We start from the raw sequence: 24,110 nt of genomic DNA on the forward strand, positions 1-24,110 counted from the left end.
AGCATGGGCACTCTTCGGGCTGAGCCCCGACTTGACGATCACCACCTCCATAGGAAGTGGTTTTGGGGTGACAATAAAAAGACCTTCCGAGCGGAAGGTCTTTTTTATCAGTGTTTATGCTGATCACCGGCTACCGGGCCGATCATCGTCTTGGCTTTCCGTATCCTGCGACTGAGGGCCGTTTTCACCTCGCTGTGGGCCATTTTCACCTCGCTGAGGGCTATCTTCTTCCAGCTGATGGCTCTCCCCACCCAGCTGATGGCTCTCAGGACGCTTATCTGAAGGGTCGGCCTTGCGCTCAAATTCACCTTCGAATACATCACCGCCCTGGCCTCTTTGATGTGGCGGCTCAAAGGGGTTGGCACCGGCTCTGAACTGAGCACCGGCAACCACCTTGAGCTGCATCCGCTGATAGAAATAACGCGCCAGCGGTGCCCGGGTGATTGGAGTCAGCAGGATAAGGCCGATAAGGTCGGTCACAAACCCTGGAATAAGCAGCAGAATACCGGCCATGGCCAGCATCATGCCCTCGACTATCTCTTGCCCCGGCGCTTCACCGGCGGCCAACTTTTTCTGTACCGACATCAAGGTACTCAAGCCCTGGCTGCGAACCAGAGAAACACCGACCACCGCGGTGAGGATCACCAATGCCACTGTGTTCCAGCTGCCCAGAACTTCGCCGACCCGGATAAGCACCGAGAGTTCGACGACAGGGATCAGCACAAAGATGATAAACATTATCAGAAATGGCATGTAGGCCTCATTTTTTGCAGTAGTTGAAAACTAAATGGGGATAACTCGGTCTGATTTCAAGTCCGCAGCCTGCCCCGGGTTTGACGCCTGAGCTCACTGTTTCAGCAAAGCCTTAATGCAAGCTTGCGGCAAAACACGTAAAGTAGACGCTCGATTTTAATCCCCTTGGCTTAAGTCAGGTTTAATTTAACCCGCTCATTATGGACATAAAATCTCAACAAGCGCTGCTGGTTTTTTGCAGTTGCCCGGATACAGACAGTGCCAAGAGCCTGGCCGCAACCTTGGTGCGCGAGTCGCTGGTGGCCTGTGCTCAGGTGAGCCAGACTGTGGATTCCTTTTATGTCTGGCAGGGCGAACTCTGTCAGGAGACTGAAGTCAGCCTGCAGCTCAAGTGTCTGGCCAGCGCCTACCCCAGGCTGGAGCAGAAAATACTCGAACTGCATCCCTATGAAGTACCTGAAATTATTGCTGTGCCCATCAGCCATGGGCTGCCCGCCTATCTGGATTGGATAAAAGACAACACTAAGCTATGAAGAAAATACTTACCCTGCTGCTAGGCAGCCTGTTGCTTCTCAGCCCGCTGGTTCAGGCCGATGGGATCTTTGGCAACAAGCAATTCGATTTTCTCAAGAGTGAACCTGAGCTGATGCCCGTGGATCAGGCCTTCGCCTTCGACTTCAGTCAGCAAGGCAACAAGGTCAAGCTCAGTTGGGTAATAGCCGACGGCTACTACATGTACCGCGACAAACTCAAGTTCAGCATAGATGGCGGTGAACTGGGCGAGATAGCCCTGCCTCAGGGCAAGGGTCACACGGATGAGTATTTCGGTGAGCAGCAGGTGTACTACTCCTTTATCGAAATTCCAGTTGCCATTAAGGAGGCGGGTGAAGCCGCCAAGTTATCCGTCACCTTTATGGGCTGCGCCGAGGGCAAGCTCTGCTTCCCGCCCACCACCCGTGACGCCCTGCTTAAACCTGTGGCGGCCAATGATGGGATACTGCCCGATGCAGACAAGGCAGCCGATTCCCAGGCGGCTCCCAAGGGCCAGGCGGTGACCCAACAGGATAACCTGTTGGATAAACTGCTCTCCGGTGACAGCACCCTGCTCAACTATCTGACCTTCTTCGTGTTGGGGATAGGTCTGGCGCTGACCCCCTGTGTATTCCCCATGTATCCCATTCTATCGGGGATCATTGTCGGCCAGGGGCAGAAAGTCTCTACCGGTAAGGCCTTTACCCTGTCGATGGCTTATGTGCAGGGTATGGCTATTACCTATTCGCTGCTGGGGCTGGTAGTGGCTTCGGCCGGCCTCAAGTATCAGGCGGCGCTGCAACATCCGGCCGTGCTTATCACCATAGCCGTGCTGTTCGTGGTACTCAGTCTGTCTATGTTTGGCCTCTATGAGCTGCGCCTGCCCGCCAGTTGGCAGCAAAGGATGAACAATCTCTCCAATAAGCAAAAGGGTGGCAATCTGCTGGGCGTGTTCGTCATGGGTGTGCTTTCGGGCCTGGTGGCCTCGCCCTGTACCACGGCGCCTTTATCGGCAGTACTCGTGTACGTGGCACAAACCGGCGATCTGCTGCAGGGCTTTTTGACCCTCTACATCCTCAGCATGGGGATGGGACTACCACTGCTGCTGATAGGCACCTCGGGCGGTAAGTTGCTGCCGCGCGCCGGCACCTGGATGAACATCATCAAGCATGTATTCGGTTTCCTGCTGGTGGCCGTGTCCATCATAATGCTGGGCCGCATCTGGCCTGGATTGGTGTCGGATCTTATGTGGTCTGTGTGGGCCATCGTCTTTGTCGGCTACCTGATGCACCAGAACAAGCTGAGCCAGTTCAACTGGAAACAGACGGTGCGCAGCGTGATCCTGACCCTGCTGCTGCTGTCGAGCTTCTCCTATGGTCTCCAGGCGGTAATGAGCACCATGGGTTACCACTTCATGGGGCAACAGCAAGCCGAGCATCATGCCTTTAAGCGCATCAAGTCGCTTGAGGACTTCAAGGCCGAACTGGCGGATGCCGAGGCGGCCGGCAAGCCGGTGATGCTGGATCTCTACGCCGATTGGTGTGTGGCCTGTAAGGAGTTTGAGCAGATCACCTTCAAGAATGCCGAGGTTAAACAGCGGATGGAACAGATGTTGCTGCTACAAGCCGATGTGACCGCCATGGATGAAACCGATGTCGCTCTGCTGGAGGCCTACGATGTGCTGGGGCTGCCGACACTGTTGTTTATTGATGAACAGGGCCAGTTGAAGAATGAGTTGAGAGTGACAGGTTTCATGGGCCCGAAAGAGTTTGCCGCCCACCTGGATATTTTGCTCAAAAACTAGCGTTCAACACGCCGACATTTCTGAAAAAGCGAATTTATCAGCAGATAAGTTCGCTTTTTTATTTAAATTTAATGCTCTTCTTATAGAATACTCTTTAAACAGCTAGCCTCCTTCCTGAAAGAGCAAAATGGAACCTGCAATTCTCGTTATTACCTTGGCCTGCGGTATGCTGGTCAACCGTATCAATTTACCACCGCTTATCGGCTACCTGGCCGCCGGCTTTGTGCTCTATACCATGGGCATAGAAAATGAAAGCCTGCCGCTGCTCAACCAATTGGCCAGTCTGGGTGTGACCCTGCTGCTGTTTGCCATAGGTCTCAAGCTGGATATCCGCAGCCTGTTCAAGGCCGAAGTCTGGGCAGGCTCCAGCCTGCACCTGATGTTGTCCATGGTAATCTTTGTCCCCATTCTCAAGCTACTGGGCTTGATTGGCCTGGTGCAATTGACCAATCTCACGGTCGAACAACTGACCCTGCTGGCCTTTGCCCTGAGCTTTTCCAGTACTGTGTTTGCGGTCAAGGTGCTGGAAGACAAAGGCGATATGCAATCTCTCTACGGCCGGGTTGCCATAGGTATTCTGATCATGCAGGATATCTTTGCCGTATTATTCCTGACTATTTCCAAGGGCGAATTTCCGTCGATATGGGCCTTGGCGCTGCTGTTGCTGCCTCTGGCCAAGCCGCTGATATACAGGGCCTTTGACAAGGTCGGCCACGGTGAACTCCTGGTGCTCTTCGGCCTGGTAATGGCTTTGGTCGTCGGTGCCTGGCTGTTTGAGTCTGTGGGGCTGAAACCGGATCTCGGCGCGCTGATCATCGGCATACTGCTGGCCGGGCACAAGAAGGCATCCGAGCTGGCCAAGTCGCTGTTCTACTTTAAAGAACTGTTTCTGGTGGCCTTCTTCCTCACCATAGGCCTCAACGGCCTGCCGAGCATGACAGATATTATGCTGGCGGTGCTGCTGGTGACTCTGGTGCCGCTGAAAATTCTGCTGTTTGTCTATATCCTTACCCGCTTCAAACTGCGCTCTCGGACCTCAATGCTGGGCTCATTCAACCTGGGTAACTTCAGCGAGTTCGGTCTGATTGTGGCTGCAGTGGCCACCAGCAAAGGCTGGCTGCCCGCCCAATGGCTGGTGATCATTGCTGTGGCCCTGAGCCTGAGTTTCGTGCTGGCGGCGCCGCTCAACGCCATGGTGGGCAGCATCTACCAGAAGTATCAGCAGAAGCTGGTCAAGCTCGAGAAGCACCCACTGCATCCGGAAGACAGGCAGATCCCCGTGGGCAACCCTCGCTTCCTTATTCTGGGTATGGGGCGCATAGGCTCAGGCGCCTACGATGAACTCAAGGCCAGGTTTGATGGTGAGATCCTCGGCATAGAACACAAACAGGAGTTGGTGGACTTCCACCGCGAGCAAGGGCGTAATGTGGTACAGGGCGATGCCTCGGATACCGACTTCTGGGAAAAACTCGACCGGGCTCCGGCGCTGGAACTTGTGTTACTGGCGATGCCATACCACGCGGGTAACATGTTTGCGGTTGAACAGCTCAAGAAACTGGATTACCAAGGCAAGATCAGCGCCATAGTGCAGTATGGTGATGATGCCGTGGCCCTGCGCGAATCAGGCGTTCACAGCGTTTATAACCTCTACGAGGCCGCCGGTGCCGGTTTCGTTGAGCATGTGGTCTGTGAACTACTGGCGGCCGAAACCGTCAATGAATCGCCCGCCAAGGAAGCCGCATCCTGATATTTTTCGGCATCATTTAGCCTCACTCGCCGTTAGCGGACTGAGTGAGGCTTTTCTCTTGTTCCCATAGATATCTCCTTAATCTGCCCTTGGGCGCAATCCGAATAAAAATCTCACTTACACCTCAGTGACAGAAATGATATAACAACAGAAAAGCAGTCATTTATGTTGCTGTTCGAGCGTTTTTTTGCGGAATCCATAAGAGCATGTCGAATCCTGCCCCCAGCGTTACCAAACTCTTTGTCAAAACCTTCGGCACCAAGCCGGATGCCCTGTATCAGGCCCCCGGGCGGGTCAACCTTATCGGGGAACACACAGACTATAACGAAGGTCTGGTGCTGCCGGCGGCAATCAACTTTCACACCATAATCGCGGTCAAACGCCGTGACGATGACAAGTTTCGCGCCGTATCGGCTGCCTTTCCCGGCATTTTTGAATGGCACTATGGCGATGAAGGCAGCATGAGCGAGGATGAGGGCTGGGTCAGTTATCTCAAGGGCTTTACCTCGGCCATGGCCCAGAGTGGCCTGCCGGCTCGCGGCCTGGACCTGGCGGTGATCGGCAATGTGCCGACCAACGCCGGATTGGCCTCATCGGCCTCGCTGGAAATCGCCTTCGGCACCGCCATCAATGACACCAGTCAACTGCACTTGTCGCCGCTGGCGATTGCACAACTGGCGCAGCGGGGCGAAAACCACTATGTCGGCTATGGCTGCGGCATAATGGATCAGATCACCTGTGCCATGGCCGAGGCCGGTGCGGCACTGTTGATCGATTGCCTGGATCTGGACTGCGAGAGCGTGCCCTTCCCCGAGGATCTCAGCCTGCTGATCATCAATTCCGGCTTGCCCTCCATCGCCCACAGCACAGAGTTTGGCGAACGCCGCTTGCAATGCGAGCAGGTGGCCGGTCATTTCGGATTGGATACCCTGCGCCACTTGTCACTCAGGGCGTTGCAAAGCGCCGAAGATGAACTGGACCCGGTTGCCTTTCGCCGCGCCCGCCATGTGATCAGTGAAAACCAACGTACCCAGAGCGCCTGCCGCGCCCTGGAGCAGGGAGATATCGCCAGGCTCAGCAAACTGATGGCCGAATCACACCGATCGATGCGCGATGACTTTGAAATCAGCCATCCGGCGATAGATACCCTGGTGGAGCTGATAGCCGAAGTCGTCGGCGAACGCGGCGGAGTACGGATGACAGGCAAGGGCTTTGGCGGCTGCGTCATCGCCCTGGTGGAACATGAGTTGACCGACAAGGTGATAGCCGCCGTCGAGCAGCAATATCCGGCCAAAACCGAGCTGGAGGCCAGTGTGTACCTATGCAGCCCCAGCGACGGAGCCAGCCGCCTGGACTGAGTTGTAGCCCTTAAGCCAAAAGGAACTAGCAGATGATACGTTTCAGCGCACTCGACAGTTGGGAAGATCCCCGCGGCGGCCAGATAGAAAGAGTCAGAATCGACAACGGCATTCTGGCGCTGGAAGTGCTCAGTCTCGGTGGCATTATTCGCTCACTGTGGGCGCCGGATCGCCACGGTGAACGAACCAATATCGTGCTTGGCTGTGACTCTGCAGCCGATTATCTGGCCCAGGACGCCTGTTTGGGCGCCGCTGTGGGGCGTTACGCCAATCGCATCAAGCAAGGTCAAATCAACTGCCGCGGCAAGACTTTTTCTCTGGATAAGAACTTCAACGGCCACTGCCTGCATGGCGGCCGCGAAGGCTTTCATCGGCGCCTGTGGCAACTGGGCACACTGCCGGACGGGGTGCGCCTTAGCCTGATAAGCCCGGATGGCGACATGGGCTTTCCCGGTGAATGCAGGGTACAGCTGGACTATCGTTTGGCGGGCAACAACCTATTTGTGGAGTTTATGGCCTCAAGCAGCCAAGACTGCCCGGTGAGCCTGACCCTGCACAGCTATTTCAACCTCGATGGCCGGGCGGATATCGCTGAGCACCAGTTGCAACTCGATAGCAACAAAGCCCTGGCAACCGACTCTGAAGGCATTCCCTGCGGCATAGTCGATACCCAAGGCAGCATGTTGGATCTCAGTCAGGGCAAGGTACTCAAGACGCTGCTGGGGCAGCCGGAACTAGCCGCCGGCCAAGGGTTGGATCACTGCTTTATCAGCCGGCAACAGAAAGATGAGCTCTGGCGTGTGGGCCGTTTGAGCGCGCCGCTATCGGGTCGCGGGCTGACACTGTATACCAATCAACCCGGAGTGCAGCTTTACACCGGCGCCGGGCTCGAAGGCGTCAAGGGTCGTAAGGCCCAGGCGATGAAGGCCTGGCAGGGTGTCTGTCTTGAGCCACAAATGCTGCCGGACGGCGCCAATCAGCCACAGCTGCACGGCGATCCCTGGATAACACCCGGACAAGTCTATCACCATTTGAGCCGCTACGAGTTCGATACCCAGGCATGACCAAACTCTATTTCAACGCCGAGGATCTCGGCCAGATCAGCATAGGCGCCTTTGCCTTGTCCGTGCCCATCTCTTTTTCCGAGGAGGCCTGGATGCTGGCGGCCAATCTGCCGATGGTGAATCTGGTGCTGGTGGTGGTATTGAGCCTGAGCTTTATCGCCCTGTTTGCTTATCAGAGTGTGTTTCAGGCCAATATCAAGGCCAGGGTGTGGGTGTTCTGGCTGCGGATCCTGCTGGCTTATGCCCTGACCTTGCTGGTGGTGAGTGTCGTCTTACTGGCCCTGGATAAATGGCCATTGTTGAGCGATCCCTTACTGGCGCTGAAGCGCACCCTGCTGATCGCCATGCCGGCCTCTATGGGCGCCATCATAGTCGATAGCTTCGATAAAGAATAATCGACTATCGCCGGATATTGATTGTCGTATTTCATTGACATCAAAATTCAATTTAAAATTTCATCATCAATAAAGGAAGATCGGGTTAAACCTACATCATTCACCCCATATTGGCTTGGGTTGTATAGTTTAATTTCTGCCAGTATTTGCTGTGATGAAAAATCGGACAATTATTCATCTTTAACCCAGCTATCAAATTGTCATACCAAAGCTAAGATTCCATTCCAGTACTGGAACCAAATGCAAACCACTGGCGTTCAAGGCGATTAATGGCTCTGCGATTGACTTATGCACCAAATAATCCATCATCCCTGGAATTTGGAAAATACATCTCTTTTCAAGAGGTATTTTAGATAACTTATTATAGTCCAGTCGGCAATTCCTTGGATTTATTACTTCACCATCCTCTAAAATCCCAGTGTATTTTCCATTATCAAAGTCATAAGCATCAATATCATTATCTACGACTAAAATTGAATATGAATGTACATTTCCATCATTGTGAGTATATAAAGCTGGGAGTAACTGAACCTGATAAAGATCAAAGTATTCCAGCACTTTACTTATTCTGTTTGACAGTAATGGATCACTTAATGCAGTCATTGCTTCGATCAGCGGAATAGCCTCATTATCATCTGCCCCAGATTCAACCTGAATAGGCATTTTAAGGCAAGTCGGTTGTCTAAAAGTTAAATAATGACTTTTACTGCAGGAAACATAAGGGGAAGGCACCTTTCCAGAGCCACATATCAGTACATAATATTCTTCGTTAATATCTGGTATCATTATTCTCCAACTTATAAATCATCGTCTTAAAATGTCAGCGTTCGACTTTCCGGTATACCCGGACCATCGCTTCAGTGAACTGAAGTCGGACGGCCGGGCATAGGGATATCAGTCGTCGAAGCTGTCATCCCAATCGTCATCGAAATCATCACCCATGTTGTCGGCTTCGACCTCGACCTCAGGTTCCGGCTTGGGCTTACGCGCGGGAGCGCTGTCTTTGACGTTGTTCAGATTGACTCTGGCCTGCTGCTTTTGCATAAACTCGCTGCGGACCGCTTTGAATGCACTACCGAACTCACGCTCGGCAGCCTTGGCTTCATCCTCACCCAGATCATGCAGGTTGGGTTTAACTATATCTTCCACGTATTCAATAATCGCATTACGCTGAGAGTTGAACAGGTAGATACGTCCAGGAGATGCCTCGGGTAACTGATTGTCATGGACGACGATAGCATTGCCACGTGCGGTTCTGAGCTCGCCATACCAAACTTGTTTCTTTGCAGTGTTATACATATATGCCAATACCCTTAAATCAACACATACACCAGAGAAGTTGCCAATAAGTCGCTGCGCATAGTGCCAGGACTTGCTCGCGCCTTCCCTAAAGTTTTTCGGCCAAAGAAGCGCACTACTGCTCACTTTGCCACAATAGGTTTCCACCTTTGGGAGGTGGAGTTTTCAAGTGCGTATTCTTACAGAATCTTTCCGAGAATCAATGCTACAAACCGTGATTTTTCCAACTAAATAACGATTAATTTTTCATGACAGCACCCTCGAGTGCTCTCACAAAGGACTTTAGCCCAAATTTCCATCAGGGCAAGTTGAATTTTGCACGCAAACGCCTTAAGGCAGCATGTTACAGCCAAACAACGGCGACAGAGAAAAAGCTGCCGAGCGAGTGTTCAGCAGCCATAGGGTGTTGAGCGTCAGTAGCTACTTACTTCAGTGTCAGCACGACCTTGCCCGAGTGACTTCCGGATTCCAACAAGTGATGTGCCGCAATGCACTCTTGCAGCGGGAAACTGGCAAAAATATGTGGCTTCAGGGCACCTTCATTCAATAACGGCCAGACCTTGGCCTTGAGCTCGGCAGCAATCGCCGCCTTGGCCGCTACGTTTTGAGGCCTCAGAGTCGAGCCGGTCCAAACAATACGTTTGGCCATCAGGCGAAAGATATCCACTTCAGCCTTGGCCCCTCTTTGCATGGCAATGGACACCATGCGGCCATCACAGGCGAGCACCTTGAGATTCTTGTTGGCAAAGTCTCCGCCTGCCATATCCAGCACCACCTCGACACCCTTGCCCTGGGTCCAGTCCAACACAGGTTCGACAAAGTCCTGTCGGCGGTAGTCAATCGCGAGTTCGGCCCCCAATTGCTGACACCAGGCGCATTTCTCAGGACTGCCGGAAGTCACCAGTACCCTGGCGCCAAAGGCCTTGGCCAGTGCTATGGCGCTGCTGCCGATACCCCCGGAGCCGCCGTGGATGAGCACTGTCTCGCCTTGCTGCAACCCGGCTCGCATAAACAGATTGCCCCACACAGTAAAGAAAGTCTCGGGAATCGCCGCGGCTTCTTCCAGACTCCAGCCCCTGGGAATAGGCAAACAATGATCGGCCCAGGTGAGCACATACTCACTGTAACCGCCTCCCGGCACCAGGGCACAGACCTCTTGCCCGGTCTGCCATTGCACTACGCCCTGCCCCAGCGCCACTATCTCGCCGGCTACTTCCAACCCCAGCACGGGGGAAGCGTCTGCCGGCGGCGGATAGTTGCCTTTACGCTGGGCCAGATCCGGGCCATTGACCCCGGCCGCCGCCACCCGAATCAACACCTGACCCGGACCGGGTTTGGGGATCTCCACATCTGTCAGATAAAGCACCTCGGGCTGCCCGGGTGTGTCGAAAGTCACCTGTCTCATACACTGCTCCTTGATAACTGAGCCACTGCCGAAAGATTTGCCTCTGACGTTAATCCAGAGGTCAAGCCTGGCAGAGACTGATACCTGTAGCCAACACAGTAGCAGAAGCCGTCTCAGGCTCATACCCGCATCAAGGAAGATGCGAACAAGTCCCATCTATGCACTGCATCGACTTACAGGCCTGGATGCAATGCGTGCTTCACAGTAAATGGCTTCAGTCTTTTGCCAGAAGCACAACAAAGCCGCCAGGCAAAATTCAGCCTTGGCGAATTTAAATGTAAATTCTATTAATTTCATTGCGTTATAAATCTATCCTAGCTCGCGGTGACCAAGGAAATCCTCGCTGTTTTCCCTTGGAATAAAAAATAGACAATTTTATATTGTATATTTTATTCTTTTACTTCTATGATGAAACACTGATTTACCCTGAATAAAGTGTTGTGCACAGTCAGGCAGTATCGGCAAACGGCGCAGGAGGTCACTTTAACCACTAAAGATCTGCAACAGCAGACTCAAATAAAATGGAGAAAACCAATGAAGATCAGCCCACTGGTCGCCAGTATCGGCCTGCTTTCCGGCATGGCATTCAGCCAACAGATGTTTGCACAGCCCTCCTACCCCCAAGCTTCCTCACCTCATCCAGCCGCCAGGCTGCACGGTCATCCCTTACTGCCCGCTCAAGCCAACGAGCAGGCGAGACTGGCCTCTCATACGCGGCTTAAGCGTGAGGTCAACTCTCAAGCTAAGAGGCAAACAAAGGCTTCGTTGCCGGCGCCGCCGCAGGCCTTTAGCAGTCAGGCGGTGGCGAACCAGGTAATTGAAGGACATGCCGTTGACAAAAAAACGCCCCAAAAACGCCAAGCCGTCGAAAGCCTCAACCTGATGAGCCGCTCGGCGGCCGGCGATCGGCAGATGCAGGCCGACAGCAGCTGTGATGAGCTGACAGGCCTCAATGGTCAGGCACTGGTCGATGCATTAAGCGCCGCCACGCCTGCTTGTGTCGGTGCCTTTTACAGCCTGGTGGGCAGTCAGGCCACCGCCAGCTTCAGCCAGGCCAATGTGCTGGCGGTGACCAATGCCATAGACGGCCGCGCCGAAAGCTACACAGGAACTGACATCCAAGGGCTGGAGTCCTTGATAAACTTTGTCCGCGCCGCCCTCTACGTGCAGTTTTATCATCCTGAAGATGTGCCCGCCTATGATGCCTCGGTAACCACGGCGTTAAGCGGCGCACTGGATAGTCTGTTCAACAATCCCAAGAGCTGGACAGTTTCCGAGGCCAATGCCGGGGTTCTCAAAGAAGCGTTGATCCTGGTGGATTCGGCCAATCTGGGCGCCGAATTCAACTGGGTAACCATCAAGGTACTCAACGAATACGACAGCAACTGGCAGGCGCTGTTTGGCATGAATGCCGCCGCCAATGCTGTGTTTACGACCCTGTTCCGGGCTCAGTGGAACGACGAGATGCAAGCGCTGTTCGCCCGGGATCAGAGCATTCTCGATGCCCTCAATCAGTTTCAACTTGAGCAGCGCCAACTACAGGGAACCAACGCCGAATACCTGCTGGTCAATGCGGTACGTGAGATGTCCCGCCTCTACTACATAGAGACGATGAAGCCCAGGGTCACTACTCTGGTCAAGGCGGTAATCGACAGCAGCAGTAAAGAGGACAGCAGCCGCGCCATCTGGCTCGCCGCTGCAGAAATGGCTGACTACTATGACCGCAGCCAGTGCGACTACTACGGCATTTGCGGCTTCAAATACCAACTGGAGCAGGACACCCTGAGTTTCAACTGGAAGTGCTCGGATACCCTGAAGATGCGCGCCCAGGATCTGTATCAGGATCAGGCAAGCTGGATCTGCGAAGTGCTCAGCGGCCAGGAAGCCTACTTCCACAGCAAGCTGGAAACCGGCAATACTCCGGTGAGCGAAGATAACAACGACGATCTTGAGCTGGTGATCTTCAACTCCTCCGGCGACTACCAGTCATTCGCCGGCAGCTTCTTCGGCATCAATACAGACAACGGCGGCATGTATCTTGAAGGCTCGCCGGCCGGGCTCAAGAATCAGGCCCGTTTTATCGCCTATGAAGCCGAGTGGCGCCGCCCCGATTTCCATGTCTGGAACCTGCAGCATGAATATGTGCACTACCTGGATGGCCGCTTCAACCTCCACGGCGACTTTGCCCGCGGCATGTCGGCCGACACTATCTGGTGGGTTGAAGGATTGGCGGAATACATCTCCTACCGGGATGCCAACACCGCAGCCATAGCACTTGGTGAAACCAAGGCATTTGCCCTGTCGCAAATCTTCAAAAACACCTATGACTCGGGGCAGGACAGAGTCTATCGCTGGGGCTATCTGGCGGTGCGCTTTATGTTCGAGCGCCATATGGATGATGTTCGCCAGATCCTCAGTCTGCTGCGCAGCGACAACTACAGCGAGTATCAAGCCCTGATAGATGGCATAGGCAGTCGTTATGACAATGAATGGTACAGCTGGCTGACAAGCGGCCTGAGCACGGCCGACAATGGCATAGTGGATAAGGGCCCCAGCGACATAGACGCCGCACCCAGCGGCCGTGAAGGTAACTGGAGTGGCCCGGGCGGCAATATCAGCCGCGACTTTGCCCCCTGCACGGTCAGCGACGAATCCTATCGTTATCAGGAAGGCATGACGCCGCTGCTGGATTTGCCAATCGAGTGTATCGACTCGAAAAACGGCCGCGCCAGCCTGGTGTTTGCCAATGAGCAGCGTTCCGACCAAGAGCTGTGGATCAAGGTGGGTGACGGCTGGGGTGATGCCGATATCTATTTCAGCTCCCAAGGCTGGGCCAGCGCCGAAAACAATGAGGGCTTAGGTATAGGCAATGGGAATCACGAGGTGATCAAGGTGCGCCTCAACCCCGACAGTTACTGGCATTACCTGACTCTGGCCGGTGAATTTGGCGGCGTGGATCTATTGCTGTCGACCACAGAAGTCGAAGCCGACCCGGACCCGGCCCAAGGCGGCGGTGATGGCGATGGCGGCGAGCCGGTGGATTGTGGTGCTCCGAGCACAGACTATGGCCTGTTGCAGGCCGGCAAGAATGAATGCCTCAGTGGTGGCCGTTCCAGCTTTTATGTCTGGGTTGAGGAAGATAACACTCGCCTGACCTTCAGCCTCGGCGGCGGCAGTGGTGACGCCGATCTCTACTATGCTGCCGATACCTGGGCCGGCACAGCTCACTATGATGCGTTCGCCAAGACCGCAGGCAACAGCGAGACACTAACAGTCACGGCCAATCGCGGCTGGCGTTACCTGGCGGTGGAGAGTGACAGCCAGTATGCCGGTGTCAGCCTGAGCCTGAAAGTGGCCACGGCCGGTGAACCTCAGCCCGGTGTTCTCGAAAATGCCTGCGCCACCAAGGCTCCACAGAGTTACAGCGAGTTACAGTCCGGCGCGGCCATCTGCACCGCCAGTGGCCGGGGAGACTTCTACTTCTATATTGCCGAAGGTACTCAGGAGATTGAAGTTGTCACAGGCCACGGCAGCGGCGATGTCAGCCTCTATGGTGGCACTAGCTGGCCTACAGCCAACAGTTATCAACAGGCATCCACCCAGCAAGGCAACGCAGAACGTTTACTGCTGCAGGCGCCAAGCGAAGGTTGGTACTATCTGATGCTGGATGGTGCCAATGCTGAAGGGGTCAGCATCCAGATGCAGGCTCGCTGATAGCGTTACAGTTTGGATGAAAAAAGCGCTGCCTCGGCAGCGCTTTTTTACCTTTACGACCGTTAGCCCTTCTTGATGGTCATGGTCCAGGCGGCATCACCCTTCTGGGCAAAGTGAGTCACCTCATGGCCCTCTTCGGCGGCCCAGCGAGGAATATTTTCTGTCGCCTGGGCGCAGTCATAGTCCAGTACCACTTCGTCGCCTTTTTCTATGCCCTTTATCAGCTTCTGCAGCTCTATCAAAGGGAAAGGACAGAGTTTGCCGGTAGTATCGAGAACATGTTTCATATACAACTCCTTGGATAAAACTCAGATCTGAGCCAGACGCATGGGCCGGATCAGGGTAAAGTAACTGAAGCAGTAACTGCCAAGCAGAATGGCCGGAATAAACAGCCAGCCCTGCCAGGACAGATAGGCGGTACCCACCAGCGCATTGCCCAACATGCAACCACCGGCAATACCGCTGCCAAAGCCCATCAACAAACCGCCGATAAGCCCAAACAATACCGTCTTGTGGCCCGGATAGCGCCAACGCTGCTCCGAACTGCCACGGGCGGCAATAAAGGCCCCGACAAACAAACCGACGAGGAAGTATCCCGGCCAGCCGAAGAACTTGGTGTTGCCAGTGGTCAGCAGATCCCACAGCTGAGCGCTGGGGCCACTGATGCCAACGCCACCGACCCGACCGCTTTCCAGGCTCGCAGGCCAGGCCAGCAGAGCCAGCACGCCAATGATCAGCGCACTCACGAAGGGGTGCCAACGGGCTTCAAACAACAGGTGTGCCAGGCCGCTGCGCCTCGGGGTCATCAGGGCCACAGGGCGCTTGCGCCGCTTGAGATAGCGCATCGCCAGTACGGAGGTCAGCAGCGCCAGAGCGATACTCACCAACCAGGGCGAAACCCCCAGGCTCTGATACAGGGTCTGATCGGCCAACTGTTGCTGTTTGATGGGGGCCAGCATGCTCTTGAGCTCGGCCGTACGCACCAGTTTACTGGCAACAATAAAGCCCAGCACTGCCATCACACTGGCAGCCAAGCCTTCGGCCGCCCTGTAATAGGCTCCGGTGGAGCAACTGCCTGCCGCCGCCATACCCAGGCCGAACAGCACGCCACCAATCAGAGTTGCCAACCAGGGGAAATGCCCCGTCGGCAACTTGACCCAGCCCAGCTCATAAAAGGCAAACAGCCCCAGGCTCTGGATACTGATGGCGATCAATATGGCAATCACCATGGTGAAGTCTTTCTGCAGGAAGGTGTCACGTATGCCACCCGCCATGCAGAAACGCCCCCGCTGCATCACAAACCCCATGGCCAGACCTATGCCCAACCCACTGAGAATTGTCAGCATAACCGGCTCCTCAGCGCTGGATCAGATAACGGATAGTCGGGCCGTTCTGTTCTATCTCCAGCACCTTGTAACCGTGGTTCTTGGCATCCAATGGAATATTGTTGATCGACTGTGGGCAGTCGCTGATCACTTCCAGAATTTCGCCGGGCTTGAGCTGGGGCATGGCCTCCAAGGTGGCAACGGCGGGATAAGGACAGGGTTCACCAACCATATCCAATTGATAATCAGGAGTATATTGGCTCATTACGCGGCCTCCGCAGTCAGTTGTGCATCCCGTTTGGCTTTACGGGCAAAGAATTGTTTTTCCCAGGCGAGCATGGCGGCAAACGCCAGGCCCAGCATCAGGTAGGTGGCCAGCAAGCCGCCCTTGTCCCCCAAGCTGGAAAGCAGGTTGACCTTGTCCCAACTGGTGGCCAGTGGTTCGGCAAAGTCGTCCCAGTAGTAGGCCAAAATGGTGGAGCCGATAACATTACCCAGGCCAACCCACCAGAAGTGCACCTGCCCTTCCACGGCGCGGTACATCCAACCGGTTTCGCAGCCACCGGCCAGCACTATACCGAAACCGAACAGCAAGCCACCGATAACCGCGTTGGGACCGGCCCACATGATCTTGGGTGAAACCCCTAGTTGCACATAGCTGTAAATCCCTATGGCACTGACCGCCATACCTATGATGATCGCCTTGGCCATATGGGTACGGCCGGTGATCCACATGTCGCGAAATGCCGAGGTAAAGCAGATCTGTGCCCTTTCAATCAGCAGACCGAAACCGACGCCACAGAGCATGGCAATACCCAGCTTGGGTGCGTTGAACAGGGTCAGGAGTCCCCAACCGACTATGCCGATAAACACCAGCATGCCGATACGAAAACGCCGTCTGGCCTGGTTTTCATCCTGCTTGACCGAGCTGGCCTTGGTGACCTTCTTCAGCGCCACCGGAATGCGGAACATGGGCAGCAAGGTGAACTTGGCGCCAAAGTAGGAACCGGCAGCAGTGGCCAGCGCGAAGAACCAGGCATGCAGCGAGAACTGCGGAATACCGGTAAAGAAGGCCGCCAGGTTACACCCCATGGCCAAACGAGCGCCGAAGCCGGCTATGATGCCACCAACCAGGGCCTGCATGATGCGCACCCGGCTCTGTGGCATTCTGAGCTTGACGTTGTTGGCCCATAGCGCCGCGGCGATACAGCCACCGAACATGCCGATAATCATCATGCCGTCGATGCGATCCAGCGGCGTACCGGCCAGACCTATCACCTTGAAGTAACCCCAGTTTTCCGGTTCGGCACCAAGCATTTGCAGTAAATGCCCACCCCAGCGGGTGAATTCGCCGGTCACGGCCCAGAAGGTTCCGGTAAGACCAAAATAGTAGGTGGAGAGAATACCGGCAGCGATAACAGCCGGCATGGGAGCCCAGAAACGGACCAGATATTGTTGTTTAAATTGTTGCCATGTCATGTCATTACCCTAATGAACGAGACCTTGTCTAAACGGACACAGGCGTGTCCGTCAACCATTACAGGTGCGAACAGGCAGCCCGCAGAAACTGACCTGTCGCATCTTATGTATGCCTTTACGGCGATAAAATCGCTGGAGTGCAGCAAACGACCGGCTGTCTGCCATCATCAAAGCACTAAAGACCGGCTGGAACTGGGTTCCGACCGGTCATAAACAGTGTTTAACAACGATGATGAGCAGACAGTAAGCGCTGTGCCAGGGAAGAGGCCCGAGTACTTCGAGGCCTTATTCGCAGCTTCCCTAAATGGCTTTGGCCAGGCGATCGCGGCTCAATCCCGTCAGTCTGTGACCATGGGTGTAGAGCGTCGCACGACCGTTGCGGCAAAAGCCCACCAGCGTGATGTTGCTCTTCTCGGCCAACTCCAACGCCAGTGAGGTCACGGCGGACATGGCAAAAAGAATCTGAATATTGGCACTGGCAGCCTTTTGCACCATCTCGAAACTGGCTCTGCTGGTCAATAAAACCGCGATTGGCCGCTCGGCATGTTTCTGTGAAAAGGCACCGATTAACTTATCCAGTGCTATATGTCTTCCAATATCTTCATAGGCATCAATAATATGCCCATCTTTATTTAAACCCATGGCAGCATGGGTGGCGCCAGTTAATTTAAAATGCTGTTGATTATCCTTAACAAAATTCAAAGCAACCTTTAAATTATTGATATTAAACTTGGCACCATCATCAACTCGAATAACAGGTTTAACCGCTTCTTCAAGTTGGGCAACACCGCAAAGTCCACAACCGGTTCTACCGGCCATATTGCGTCTTTGTTGCTTTAATTCCATGAAACATCTTTGGGTTATCTCAATCTGAACCAGCACACCTTCTTCGGTATACTCAAGTTCAACACCCTTGATTTCATTTATGTTTTTGACTATGCGCTCCGACAAGGTAAAGCCGATTGCAAAGGCTTCGAGATCCTGCGGACTGGCCAACATTACCGTGTGGGCAATGCCGTTATATACCAGGGCGATTCTCACTTCGTTCGCTAAGTAGTCAGTTAATTCCGAAGCCTGCCCTTGTTCCATAAGGGTGACTTGTTTCTCGGTGACAACGTCATGCGAATAATAATCCATAAGTACCCTCTGAACCTATCTAAATAATAAAAATTTACAGACTTTAAAATAAAATAAGAGCTATATCACAAACTCATAAAGTAAATAAAAACAGGGTTGCTTCAACTGCATTCATTTTCTATTATCCTTCTGTCTTTCGATGGAAGAACGTCGTCTCCGGTGAGGCGTCCGGACTTCAAATCCGGGTGGGGCTGCCAGCAGTCCCGGGTAGGTTCGACTCCTATGTTCTTCCGCCAATCTTCATGGGACCAGAAAAGTTCAGCGTCCCGGATCTCCCGACTGTTACTGCGATACTTCCTGCGAGTAAAACCGCTGCGATCGAAGAACTCCAACAGTTGAATACTCACCTTGCGGCCAAGACCTACCATCGCCTTGAACTCGGCGGTTTCCAGTTGTCCCTTTAGCTCTAAATGACCGCGAATAAGATCGGCGTAGTGGCACAGCTTACTGCTGAGCAGATATCTGTCTTTCACCACGGCGGTGATAAACCCCTGCTGCACCAACTGGAAACACAGCGGCCGCAGCTCCCCCGGCTCCAATTCAAGATATTCGGCCATTTCCGTGACCCACACAGGGGTATCCTGCTGCTCCAGCCAAGGAGATAAACGCTGCCAACAGGCTTCGGCTTTGGGATCCAAGGTCATTCTGTGCTGCGGCAACTGCAGCAAGGCGCCGCGCAGCACCATGCGGCGATCGCGACAGAGGCGCTCCAGGATCAAACCGGCCAGCGGCGATGGCAACTTGCTGTGACTCATGCGCAGCAGGCGGTTGCGCCCCAGCCCCAATTGATCCGGGTGCTGCTGATGGTATTGCTCCAGCAAGGACAGATAGTGCTGTTGCTCGGCCTCAAGCAGTTCAGGTGCCAACAGGAAACCGCCATGGCGGCTGAGTCCGGATTCTTCGATGACCCGACTCAAACCAGCTTCGGTCAACTGCCAGCGCCAGGCCAAGTCAGGCACGGCCAAGGCCTGCTGCCGGCCTAGAAGGGTAAGAGCCGCGGCCGGAGTTTCGGCGTCGGCGAGACGGCCAAGAAGAGCGAGCCGCTCTTCGGTGCGTTTCTTGCGATTGGGCACTGTGAGTGCCAGTACTCTGCCGGCGCCCAGGGTATGCTTGCCACTGGCATGACGCAGCACTATGGGGTCGTCCTGGCACAACATCAGTGGCTTATCCAGCACCAGTTCAGCCAGGCAGTAGCCGCGCTCATCGGCCTCGGTCAGTTGGGATATGCGTCCCAGAGTATGATCGGCGCCGTGGTGGCAATGTACGCTCTGCCAGTGAGTCACTGGCTCAAAGGCACGGATCTGCACCACAGGGCGGCCACAGGCGTCCGGCTGCGGCAAGTTGCTGAGCCAATCGCCACGCTGCGGCGCTCTGTGGTTATCGACGCCACTGAGATTGAGGGCGACCCGGGTGCCCGGCAGCGCCGTCTGCGACTCCTGCCCCTGGCAGTGAATGCCGCGGATCCTCAGCTTGTCTTTCTGACCCGAGCTGTAGAGGTTATCACCGACATTGGCACTGCCACTGATCACTGTGCCCGTGACCACCCAACCGGCGCCTTTGACGCTGAAGGCGCGATCCAGGGTCATGCGAAAGGCCTGCTGCGCGTCTGTGGCGACGCCAGCCTTCTCAAGCTGTAGCTCGCTCGATGCCAGCGCCAGAATATGCTCTCTGAGTGAATCGATCCCCTGGCCATTGCTGGCCGAAACGCTAAACACACCGGAGGCCTTGAGGGCAAACTCACAGAGCAGCGCCTCACTCTCTGCAGCCACTTCATCAATGCGGGCCCGCTCCACCAGGTCACTCTTGGTGAGCACCAGCGTCAGGCTCTTAAGCGGCAACATGGCTAAAATCTGCAGGTGTTCACGGGTCTGCGGCATCACGCCGTCGTCACAGGCCAGTACCAAGAGCGCGTGTCTGGCATGACTGACGCCCACCAGCATGTTGTTGATAAACTTTTCATGGCCAGGCACATCGATAAAGGCCAGTCGCTGGCCGTCGGCAAACGGCATAAAGGCATAACCCAGATCTATGGTCATGCCGCGGCGTTTCTCTTCCGGCAATCTGTCGGTATTCTGCCCTGTCAGGGCCCGAATCAGGCTGGTCTTGCCATGGTCTACATGGCCGGCAGTTACCAGGATCACAGCGACACTCCCAGAGTGCTCAGCTCGGCCAGTAACTCGGTTTCATCGTCGACCCCGCGCAGATCCAGCAGCAGTTGCTCATTGCTGATCCGGCCGATCACCGGCCGCTCCGCCTGCTTGAAGTGTTGCTCAAGCTCAATCAGGCTAGCGCCCGGATTGGCGCTGAACGCCAGTGCCACCGAAGGCAGGAAGGTATCCGGCTGTGAGCCGCTGCCCACCTGGGTGCGGCACTCCACCAGCTCCAGTTGATAGCCGGGGGCAAACAGGGGCTGCAACGCCTGGTGCAAACGGCTGCCTAGCAGTTTGAGTTGCTGCTGGCTGCGGCCGAACTTGGCCATCATAGGCAGTTCAGTATCCAGGGTTTCCGGGTTGAGATAATGGATCAGTGTGGCTTCCAGCGCCGCCAGAATCAGCTTATCGCAGCGCAGCGCCCGTTTGAGCGGATGGCTTTGCAACTTGTTGATAAGCGACTGTTTGCCAACAATCAGCCCCGACTGAGGGCCACCGAGCAGCTTGTCGCCGGAGAAGCTCACCAAGTCGACCCCATCGGCCAGCATCGCCTGGGGAGTGGGCTCCTGCTTGAGCCCGAAGCGGCGCAAGTCGGTGAGCGAACCGCTGCCGAGATCCGAGATCAGCGAAATATCATGCTCGCGGCACAGTGTCGCCAGCCGCGACTCTTCCACCGAGGCGGTAAAGCCCTGAATATGGTAGTTACTGGTGTGTACCTTCATGATGGCAGCGGTGTTTTCGGTTATCGCCTGCTCGTAATCCCTGAGGTGGGTACGGTTGGTGCTGCCCACTTCCACCAGGGTAACCCCGGCCTGACGCATGATGTCGGGGATCCGGAAGGCACCACCTATCTCCACCAGCTCACCGCGGGAAACTATCACCTCTTTACCGGCAGCCACCGCCGACAGCATCAACAGCACAGCGGCGGCATTGTTGTTGACCACACAGCAGGCATCGGCGCCGGTGAGGCGGTGAATAAGCGAGCTGACGGCATTGTCTCTGTGGCCGCGCTTGCCGGCCTGCAACTCAAACTCCAGCGGAGTTGGGTAACGCATCACAGAAGTGACGGCCTCGATGGCCGCCTCGGATTGCTGCGCCCGTCCCAGGTTGGTGTGCAGCAGGGTGCCGGTGAGGTTCCATACCGGCCTTAAACTGTGGCGATAATCGCTGGACAGCTGATCAACCAAAATGCCATACAGGGTTTGGTGTGAGTGACACCACTCAGGCAGGCGTTGCTCGCTGCCTATCCCGGCTCTTGCCAGCCGAAGTTGTCCATCCAGCGCCTGTTTGACGGCGGCCTTGCCAAAGCGGCTCAGCAGTGGGGCCAGCGCCGGCTCGGCCAGCAGGCTATCCATGGAAGGCAAGGCCCGATAGAGATCTTTGAGAGTATCGGCAGTTTGGGTCATCATCTGTTTCATCATTGACTGAATAAAGGGAGGGCCTGAGCCCTCCCGGCTTTCTTACTGGCTTGGTTACTCGCTGTCTTCTGTCTCGTGGGCCAGCAACAAGGGATTGACTGTGGTAGCACCATAGCCTTTCTCATTGAGCTGACTGTCGAGCATCAGGGTCGCCAAATCATCGGCGGCCACATCCATCAGCGGCGCCTTTTCGAGGAACATCATCTTGGTATAACCATGACAAGCCTCGCAGCTTTCGATGCGAACATTGGCCTGATAGTCGTCCAGAGACCAGAGGTTCATCTCCTTGTCATGCCCGCAGCAAGTGCAGTGGGCACGTATGTAGTGCCACTCGCTCTCACACAGGCTGCAATGCAGATAACGCAAACCGGCTCTGGGTTCATCGACTATCACGCTGGCAACCGGATGGCTGCCACAGACCGGACACAGGCTCTGCTGTTCGACCCTGCGCTGATCCATGCGCTGAATAACTGCCGGCGCCCAATGAGACCAATAAAGCCCCATAGCGGCCCACAGAAACAGACTGAACCTGGCGGGCACTGTACTCAGGTTGCCCTGACGCAGCGCCTGCCCCCAGGCACTCAATTGCTCGGGTGCCTGTTGCATCAAAAGACGCAGCACCCGGGCGACCGACTCATCCACCTGCGGCAGGAGTTCACTGAGCAACTGCTGCAGTAAGCTCTGCCAATAGCTGTCGGCGCTGGGACCCAAGTCGGTGAGGGGCTCGCCCTCGGACTTGTCCCAGGCTGGAGGAAGACCGAAGTCTTCCTTCGCCGCCAGTTTGGCCTGTACAGCGACCAAACGGCGACACAGCTCCAGGTAATCAGCCAGCGGCGAGTCCTTGGCCAACACTTCCAAACGCTTGGCTCTGCGCAGATAGACGCTGGCAGGGTCGGCGGCTTTCAGTGGTTTGAGTTCCAGCGGCGACTCGCTGCCGGGGGCCAGGGGTATCTCGGCTGTATGACTCATTTAATGTTTCTCCGCTTCCGAATCTTCTTCCAGCATTCTGGGGTGGTGCTTACGGCACCAGGCCTTGGAGACCTTGCCGTAGAGCATGCCCGCGACCGAACCTTCTACCCAGGTCGCCATCCAGAAGTGCACCATCACGAAAATCAACATGATGAGGGCACAGACGGCGTGCAGCAGAATGGCCCAGCCCACGGTAGTGGCTGAGAAGTAAGGTGCAAAATAGGGCTGCCACATGATGAAGCCGGTGACAGTCAGTACGATAGATGTCACCACAAACGCACGGAACAGCACCTTTTGCCCAGGGTTGTAATGGCCGATAGGCGGGATCTTGTCCTCGTTCTCAAACATCACGTCCTTGATGGCCAGCATCCATTTCAGGTCGTTCTTCTCCCACTTGTTGTGATGGTAGTAACGCACCAACATCAGCATCAGCGGCAGACACATAAACAACCCGGCAATGGGGTGGATGAAGCGCGCCAATTGAGGCGTGCCTGCAATACCACCCAACCACTGGAAGGACGGATAAAAGAACGAAAAACCGGTCAGGAAAGTGACTAAACCTGCCGCCACAATAAACCAGTGGCAGATACGGTCGAACAGCTTATGACGCACTATCATCTCTTGCTTGTGATGCTCGCTCATTTGCCGTCCTCCTCTTTCTGAGCCGCTTGCTGATCGTCTTCAGGCGGCTGATAACCGGGTTGATCCTCTTCGACTATGTTGCGGCCAACGGTGATCTTGTGCAGACAAGCTACAGCGGCTGTTGCCAGGATCCCCACGGTACCCAGAGGCTTGACCCAGTCCTGCCACAGAGTGACAGACAGTGGGATCTGCGGATCTTCCGGCATGTTGTAGCTTTCAGGCTGAGTGACATCGTGCAATATCATCATCATCCCTGTGCCACCCACACCCTCAGGGTTGTACAGCCCGGCCTTGGCAAAGCCACGCTCCTTGAGTTCGGCCACCCGCTTATCGGCATAGAACAACATGTCTTCACGGGTACCGAAACGCAGCGCGCCTGTAGTACAGGTCTTGACACAGGAAGGCTCCAGCCCGACCGCCAGACGGTCGGAACACATGGTGCACTTGTAGGCCTTGTTGTCCTTGGGATCGATTTTGGGGATATCGAACGGACAAGCGCTGGCGCAATAACCGCAACCGATACACTTGTCTGAATCGAAGTCCACCACCCCATTGACATGCTGCACAATGGCGCCTGCGGTCGAACACGCCTTGAGACAGGCGGGATCGGCACAGTGCATACAGGCAGAGTGAGTGAACTGCCAGCGCAGCTTATTGCGCTCGTCCATCACCTCGTTGTACTCCATCAGGGTCCAGACCTGGCCTGAGAGTTTCATCGGGTTTTGATAACTTCCCTCGAAACTGCCCACTTCCTCGCGCAGATCGTTCCATTCAGAGCATGCCACCTGACAGGCCTTACAGCCGTTACACTTGGTCGCATCAAACAGTTTTGCGACCTGCTTGACGTCACCAATCCGAGTTTGCGATGCCGGCGTTGCCGCTGAGGTGCCGGAGCGTCGAATAATATCTTGTGTTGCCAT

The 24,110-nt window shown here is 55.1% G+C and carries 20 protein-coding genes, 1 tRNA gene and 1 pseudogene; 8 read left to right on the top strand and 14 right to left on the bottom strand.

Annotated features, from left to right (window positions below):
- Nucleotides 1-123: 123 nt before the first annotated feature.
- Complete coding sequence (locus ON072_RS12385) at nucleotides 124-753, bottom strand: FxsA family protein (RefSeq protein WP_144220968.1); 630 nt, start codon at nucleotides 751-753, stop codon at nucleotides 124-126.
- 200 nt (nucleotides 754-953) lie between these two features.
- Between ON072_RS12385 and cutA the strand changes: the two genes are divergently transcribed.
- From cutA to ON072_RS12415, 6 genes are all read left to right on the top strand, one after another.
- On the top strand, nucleotides 954-1,286 hold the full coding sequence (cutA, locus tag ON072_RS12390; protein ID WP_054743757.1) for a divalent-cation tolerance protein CutA: 333 nt from the start codon (nucleotides 954-956) through the stop codon (nucleotides 1,284-1,286).
- Nucleotides 1,283-3,088: a protein-disulfide reductase DsbD gene (locus ON072_RS12395; RefSeq protein WP_261752676.1), complete on the top strand. Its 1,806-nt coding sequence runs from the start codon at nucleotides 1,283-1,285 to the stop codon at nucleotides 3,086-3,088. Before cutA ends, ON072_RS12395 begins: the two co-directional genes overlap by 4 nt.
- 127 nt (nucleotides 3,089-3,215) lie before the next feature.
- The gene (locus ON072_RS12400) at nucleotides 3,216-4,835 is read left to right on the top strand and encodes a cation:proton antiporter family protein (protein WP_025887992.1); all 1,620 of its coding nucleotides are present in this window, start codon (nucleotides 3,216-3,218) and stop codon (nucleotides 4,833-4,835) included.
- A 206-nt stretch (nucleotides 4,836-5,041) separates the two neighbouring features.
- On the top strand, nucleotides 5,042-6,193 hold the full coding sequence (galK, locus tag ON072_RS12405; protein ID WP_146509653.1) for a galactokinase: 1,152 nt from the start codon (nucleotides 5,042-5,044) through the stop codon (nucleotides 6,191-6,193).
- Nucleotides 6,194-6,225: 32 nt separating this feature from the next.
- Nucleotides 6,226-7,257, top strand: coding sequence for an aldose epimerase family protein (locus ON072_RS12410; RefSeq protein ID WP_146509655.1), 1,032 nt, complete (start codon nucleotides 6,226-6,228; stop codon nucleotides 7,255-7,257).
- Nucleotides 7,254-7,652: a DUF2391 family protein gene (locus ON072_RS12415; protein WP_025010163.1), complete on the top strand. Its 399-nt coding sequence runs from the start codon at nucleotides 7,254-7,256 to the stop codon at nucleotides 7,650-7,652. Before ON072_RS12410 ends, ON072_RS12415 begins: the two co-directional genes overlap by 4 nt.
- A 192-nt stretch (nucleotides 7,653-7,844) precedes the next feature.
- Here ON072_RS12415 and ON072_RS12420 read toward each other — a convergent pair whose 3' ends face one another.
- The 3 genes from ON072_RS12420 to ON072_RS12430 form a co-directional block, all read right to left on the bottom strand.
- The gene (locus ON072_RS12420; protein WP_208159361.1) at nucleotides 7,845-8,438 is read right to left on the bottom strand and encodes a hypothetical protein; all 594 of its coding nucleotides are present in this window, start codon (nucleotides 8,436-8,438) and stop codon (nucleotides 7,845-7,847) included.
- A 108-nt stretch (nucleotides 8,439-8,546) separates the two neighbouring features.
- Complete coding sequence (locus ON072_RS12425; protein WP_025010165.1) at nucleotides 8,547-8,951, bottom strand: hypothetical protein; 405 nt, start codon at nucleotides 8,949-8,951, stop codon at nucleotides 8,547-8,549.
- 424 nt (nucleotides 8,952-9,375) lie between these two features.
- Nucleotides 9,376-10,356, bottom strand: a complete 981-nt coding sequence (locus ON072_RS12430; RefSeq protein ID WP_261752677.1) for an NAD(P)H-quinone oxidoreductase — start codon at nucleotides 10,354-10,356, stop codon at nucleotides 9,376-9,378.
- A 579-nt stretch (nucleotides 10,357-10,935) separates the two neighbouring features.
- Here ON072_RS12430 and ON072_RS12435 point away from each other — a divergent pair.
- The gene (locus tag ON072_RS12435; RefSeq protein ID WP_391564769.1) at nucleotides 10,936-14,070 is read left to right on the top strand and encodes a M9 family metallopeptidase; all 3,135 of its coding nucleotides are present in this window, start codon (nucleotides 10,936-10,938) and stop codon (nucleotides 14,068-14,070) included.
- A 62-nt stretch (nucleotides 14,071-14,132) separates the two neighbouring features.
- Here ON072_RS12435 and ON072_RS12440 read toward each other — a convergent pair whose 3' ends face one another.
- The 5 genes from ON072_RS12440 to fdhD all read right to left on the bottom strand — a co-directional run bounded on the left by ON072_RS12440 (nucleotide 14,133) and on the right by fdhD (nucleotide 18,011).
- Entirely contained in the window at nucleotides 14,133-14,357 is a 225-nt protein-coding gene (locus ON072_RS12440; RefSeq protein ID WP_025010173.1) for a sulfurtransferase TusA family protein, read from the bottom strand.
- 21 nt (nucleotides 14,358-14,378) lie between these two features.
- Nucleotides 14,379-15,416, bottom strand: a complete 1,038-nt coding sequence (locus ON072_RS12445) for a YeeE/YedE family protein (RefSeq protein ID WP_208164283.1) — start codon at nucleotides 15,414-15,416, stop codon at nucleotides 14,379-14,381.
- A gap of 10 nt (nucleotides 15,417-15,426) precedes the next feature.
- The gene (gene yedF / locus ON072_RS12450; RefSeq protein ID WP_025010175.1) at nucleotides 15,427-15,660 is read right to left on the bottom strand and encodes a sulfurtransferase-like selenium metabolism protein YedF; all 234 of its coding nucleotides are present in this window, start codon (nucleotides 15,658-15,660) and stop codon (nucleotides 15,427-15,429) included.
- A complete protein-coding gene (gene yedE / locus ON072_RS12455) occupies nucleotides 15,660-16,874 on the bottom strand; it encodes a selenium metabolism membrane protein YedE/FdhT (RefSeq protein ID WP_028780618.1) in 1,215 nt (404 codons plus the stop codon). Before yedE ends, yedF begins: the two co-directional genes overlap by 1 nt.
- A gap of 300 nt (nucleotides 16,875-17,174) precedes the next feature.
- Nucleotides 17,175-18,011 (bottom strand): formate dehydrogenase accessory sulfurtransferase FdhD, encoded by an 837-nt coding sequence (gene fdhD / locus ON072_RS12460; protein WP_144160617.1) that lies wholly within the window; start codon nucleotides 18,009-18,011, stop codon nucleotides 17,175-17,177.
- A 141-nt stretch (nucleotides 18,012-18,152) separates the two neighbouring features.
- Between fdhD and ON072_RS12465 the strand changes: the two genes are divergently transcribed.
- Nucleotides 18,153-18,247, top strand: a tRNA-Sec gene (locus ON072_RS12465).
- A 69-nt stretch (nucleotides 18,248-18,316) separates the two neighbouring features.
- Here the strand turns inward: ON072_RS12465 and selB are convergent.
- The 5 genes and pseudogenes from selB to fdxH all read right to left on the bottom strand — a co-directional run.
- A pseudogene (gene selB, locus ON072_RS21120) lies at nucleotides 18,317-20,152 on the bottom strand (selenocysteine-specific translation elongation factor); the annotation flags it as partial.
- Nucleotides 20,149-21,570: an L-seryl-tRNA(Sec) selenium transferase gene (selA, locus tag ON072_RS12480; RefSeq protein WP_096141197.1), complete on the bottom strand. Its 1,422-nt coding sequence runs from the start codon at nucleotides 21,568-21,570 to the stop codon at nucleotides 20,149-20,151. The gene selA and the pseudogene selB, both read right to left, overlap by 4 nt.
- Nucleotides 21,571-21,633: 63 nt before the next feature.
- Nucleotides 21,634-22,548, bottom strand: coding sequence for a formate dehydrogenase accessory protein FdhE (gene fdhE / locus ON072_RS12485; protein WP_107110436.1), 915 nt, complete (start codon nucleotides 22,546-22,548; stop codon nucleotides 21,634-21,636).
- Nucleotides 22,549-23,190, bottom strand: a complete 642-nt coding sequence (locus tag ON072_RS12490) for a formate dehydrogenase subunit gamma (protein ID WP_025887980.1) — start codon at nucleotides 23,188-23,190, stop codon at nucleotides 22,549-22,551.
- Complete coding sequence (gene fdxH / locus ON072_RS12495) at nucleotides 23,187-24,110, bottom strand: formate dehydrogenase subunit beta (protein WP_025887978.1); 924 nt, start codon at nucleotides 24,108-24,110, stop codon at nucleotides 23,187-23,189. The genes ON072_RS12490 and fdxH overlap by 4 nt, the downstream gene beginning before the upstream one ends.

Source organism: Shewanella sp. K8 (assembly GCF_028823715.1).
GTDB classification, from domain to species: Bacteria; Pseudomonadota; Gammaproteobacteria; order Enterobacterales; family Shewanellaceae; genus Shewanella; species Shewanella algae.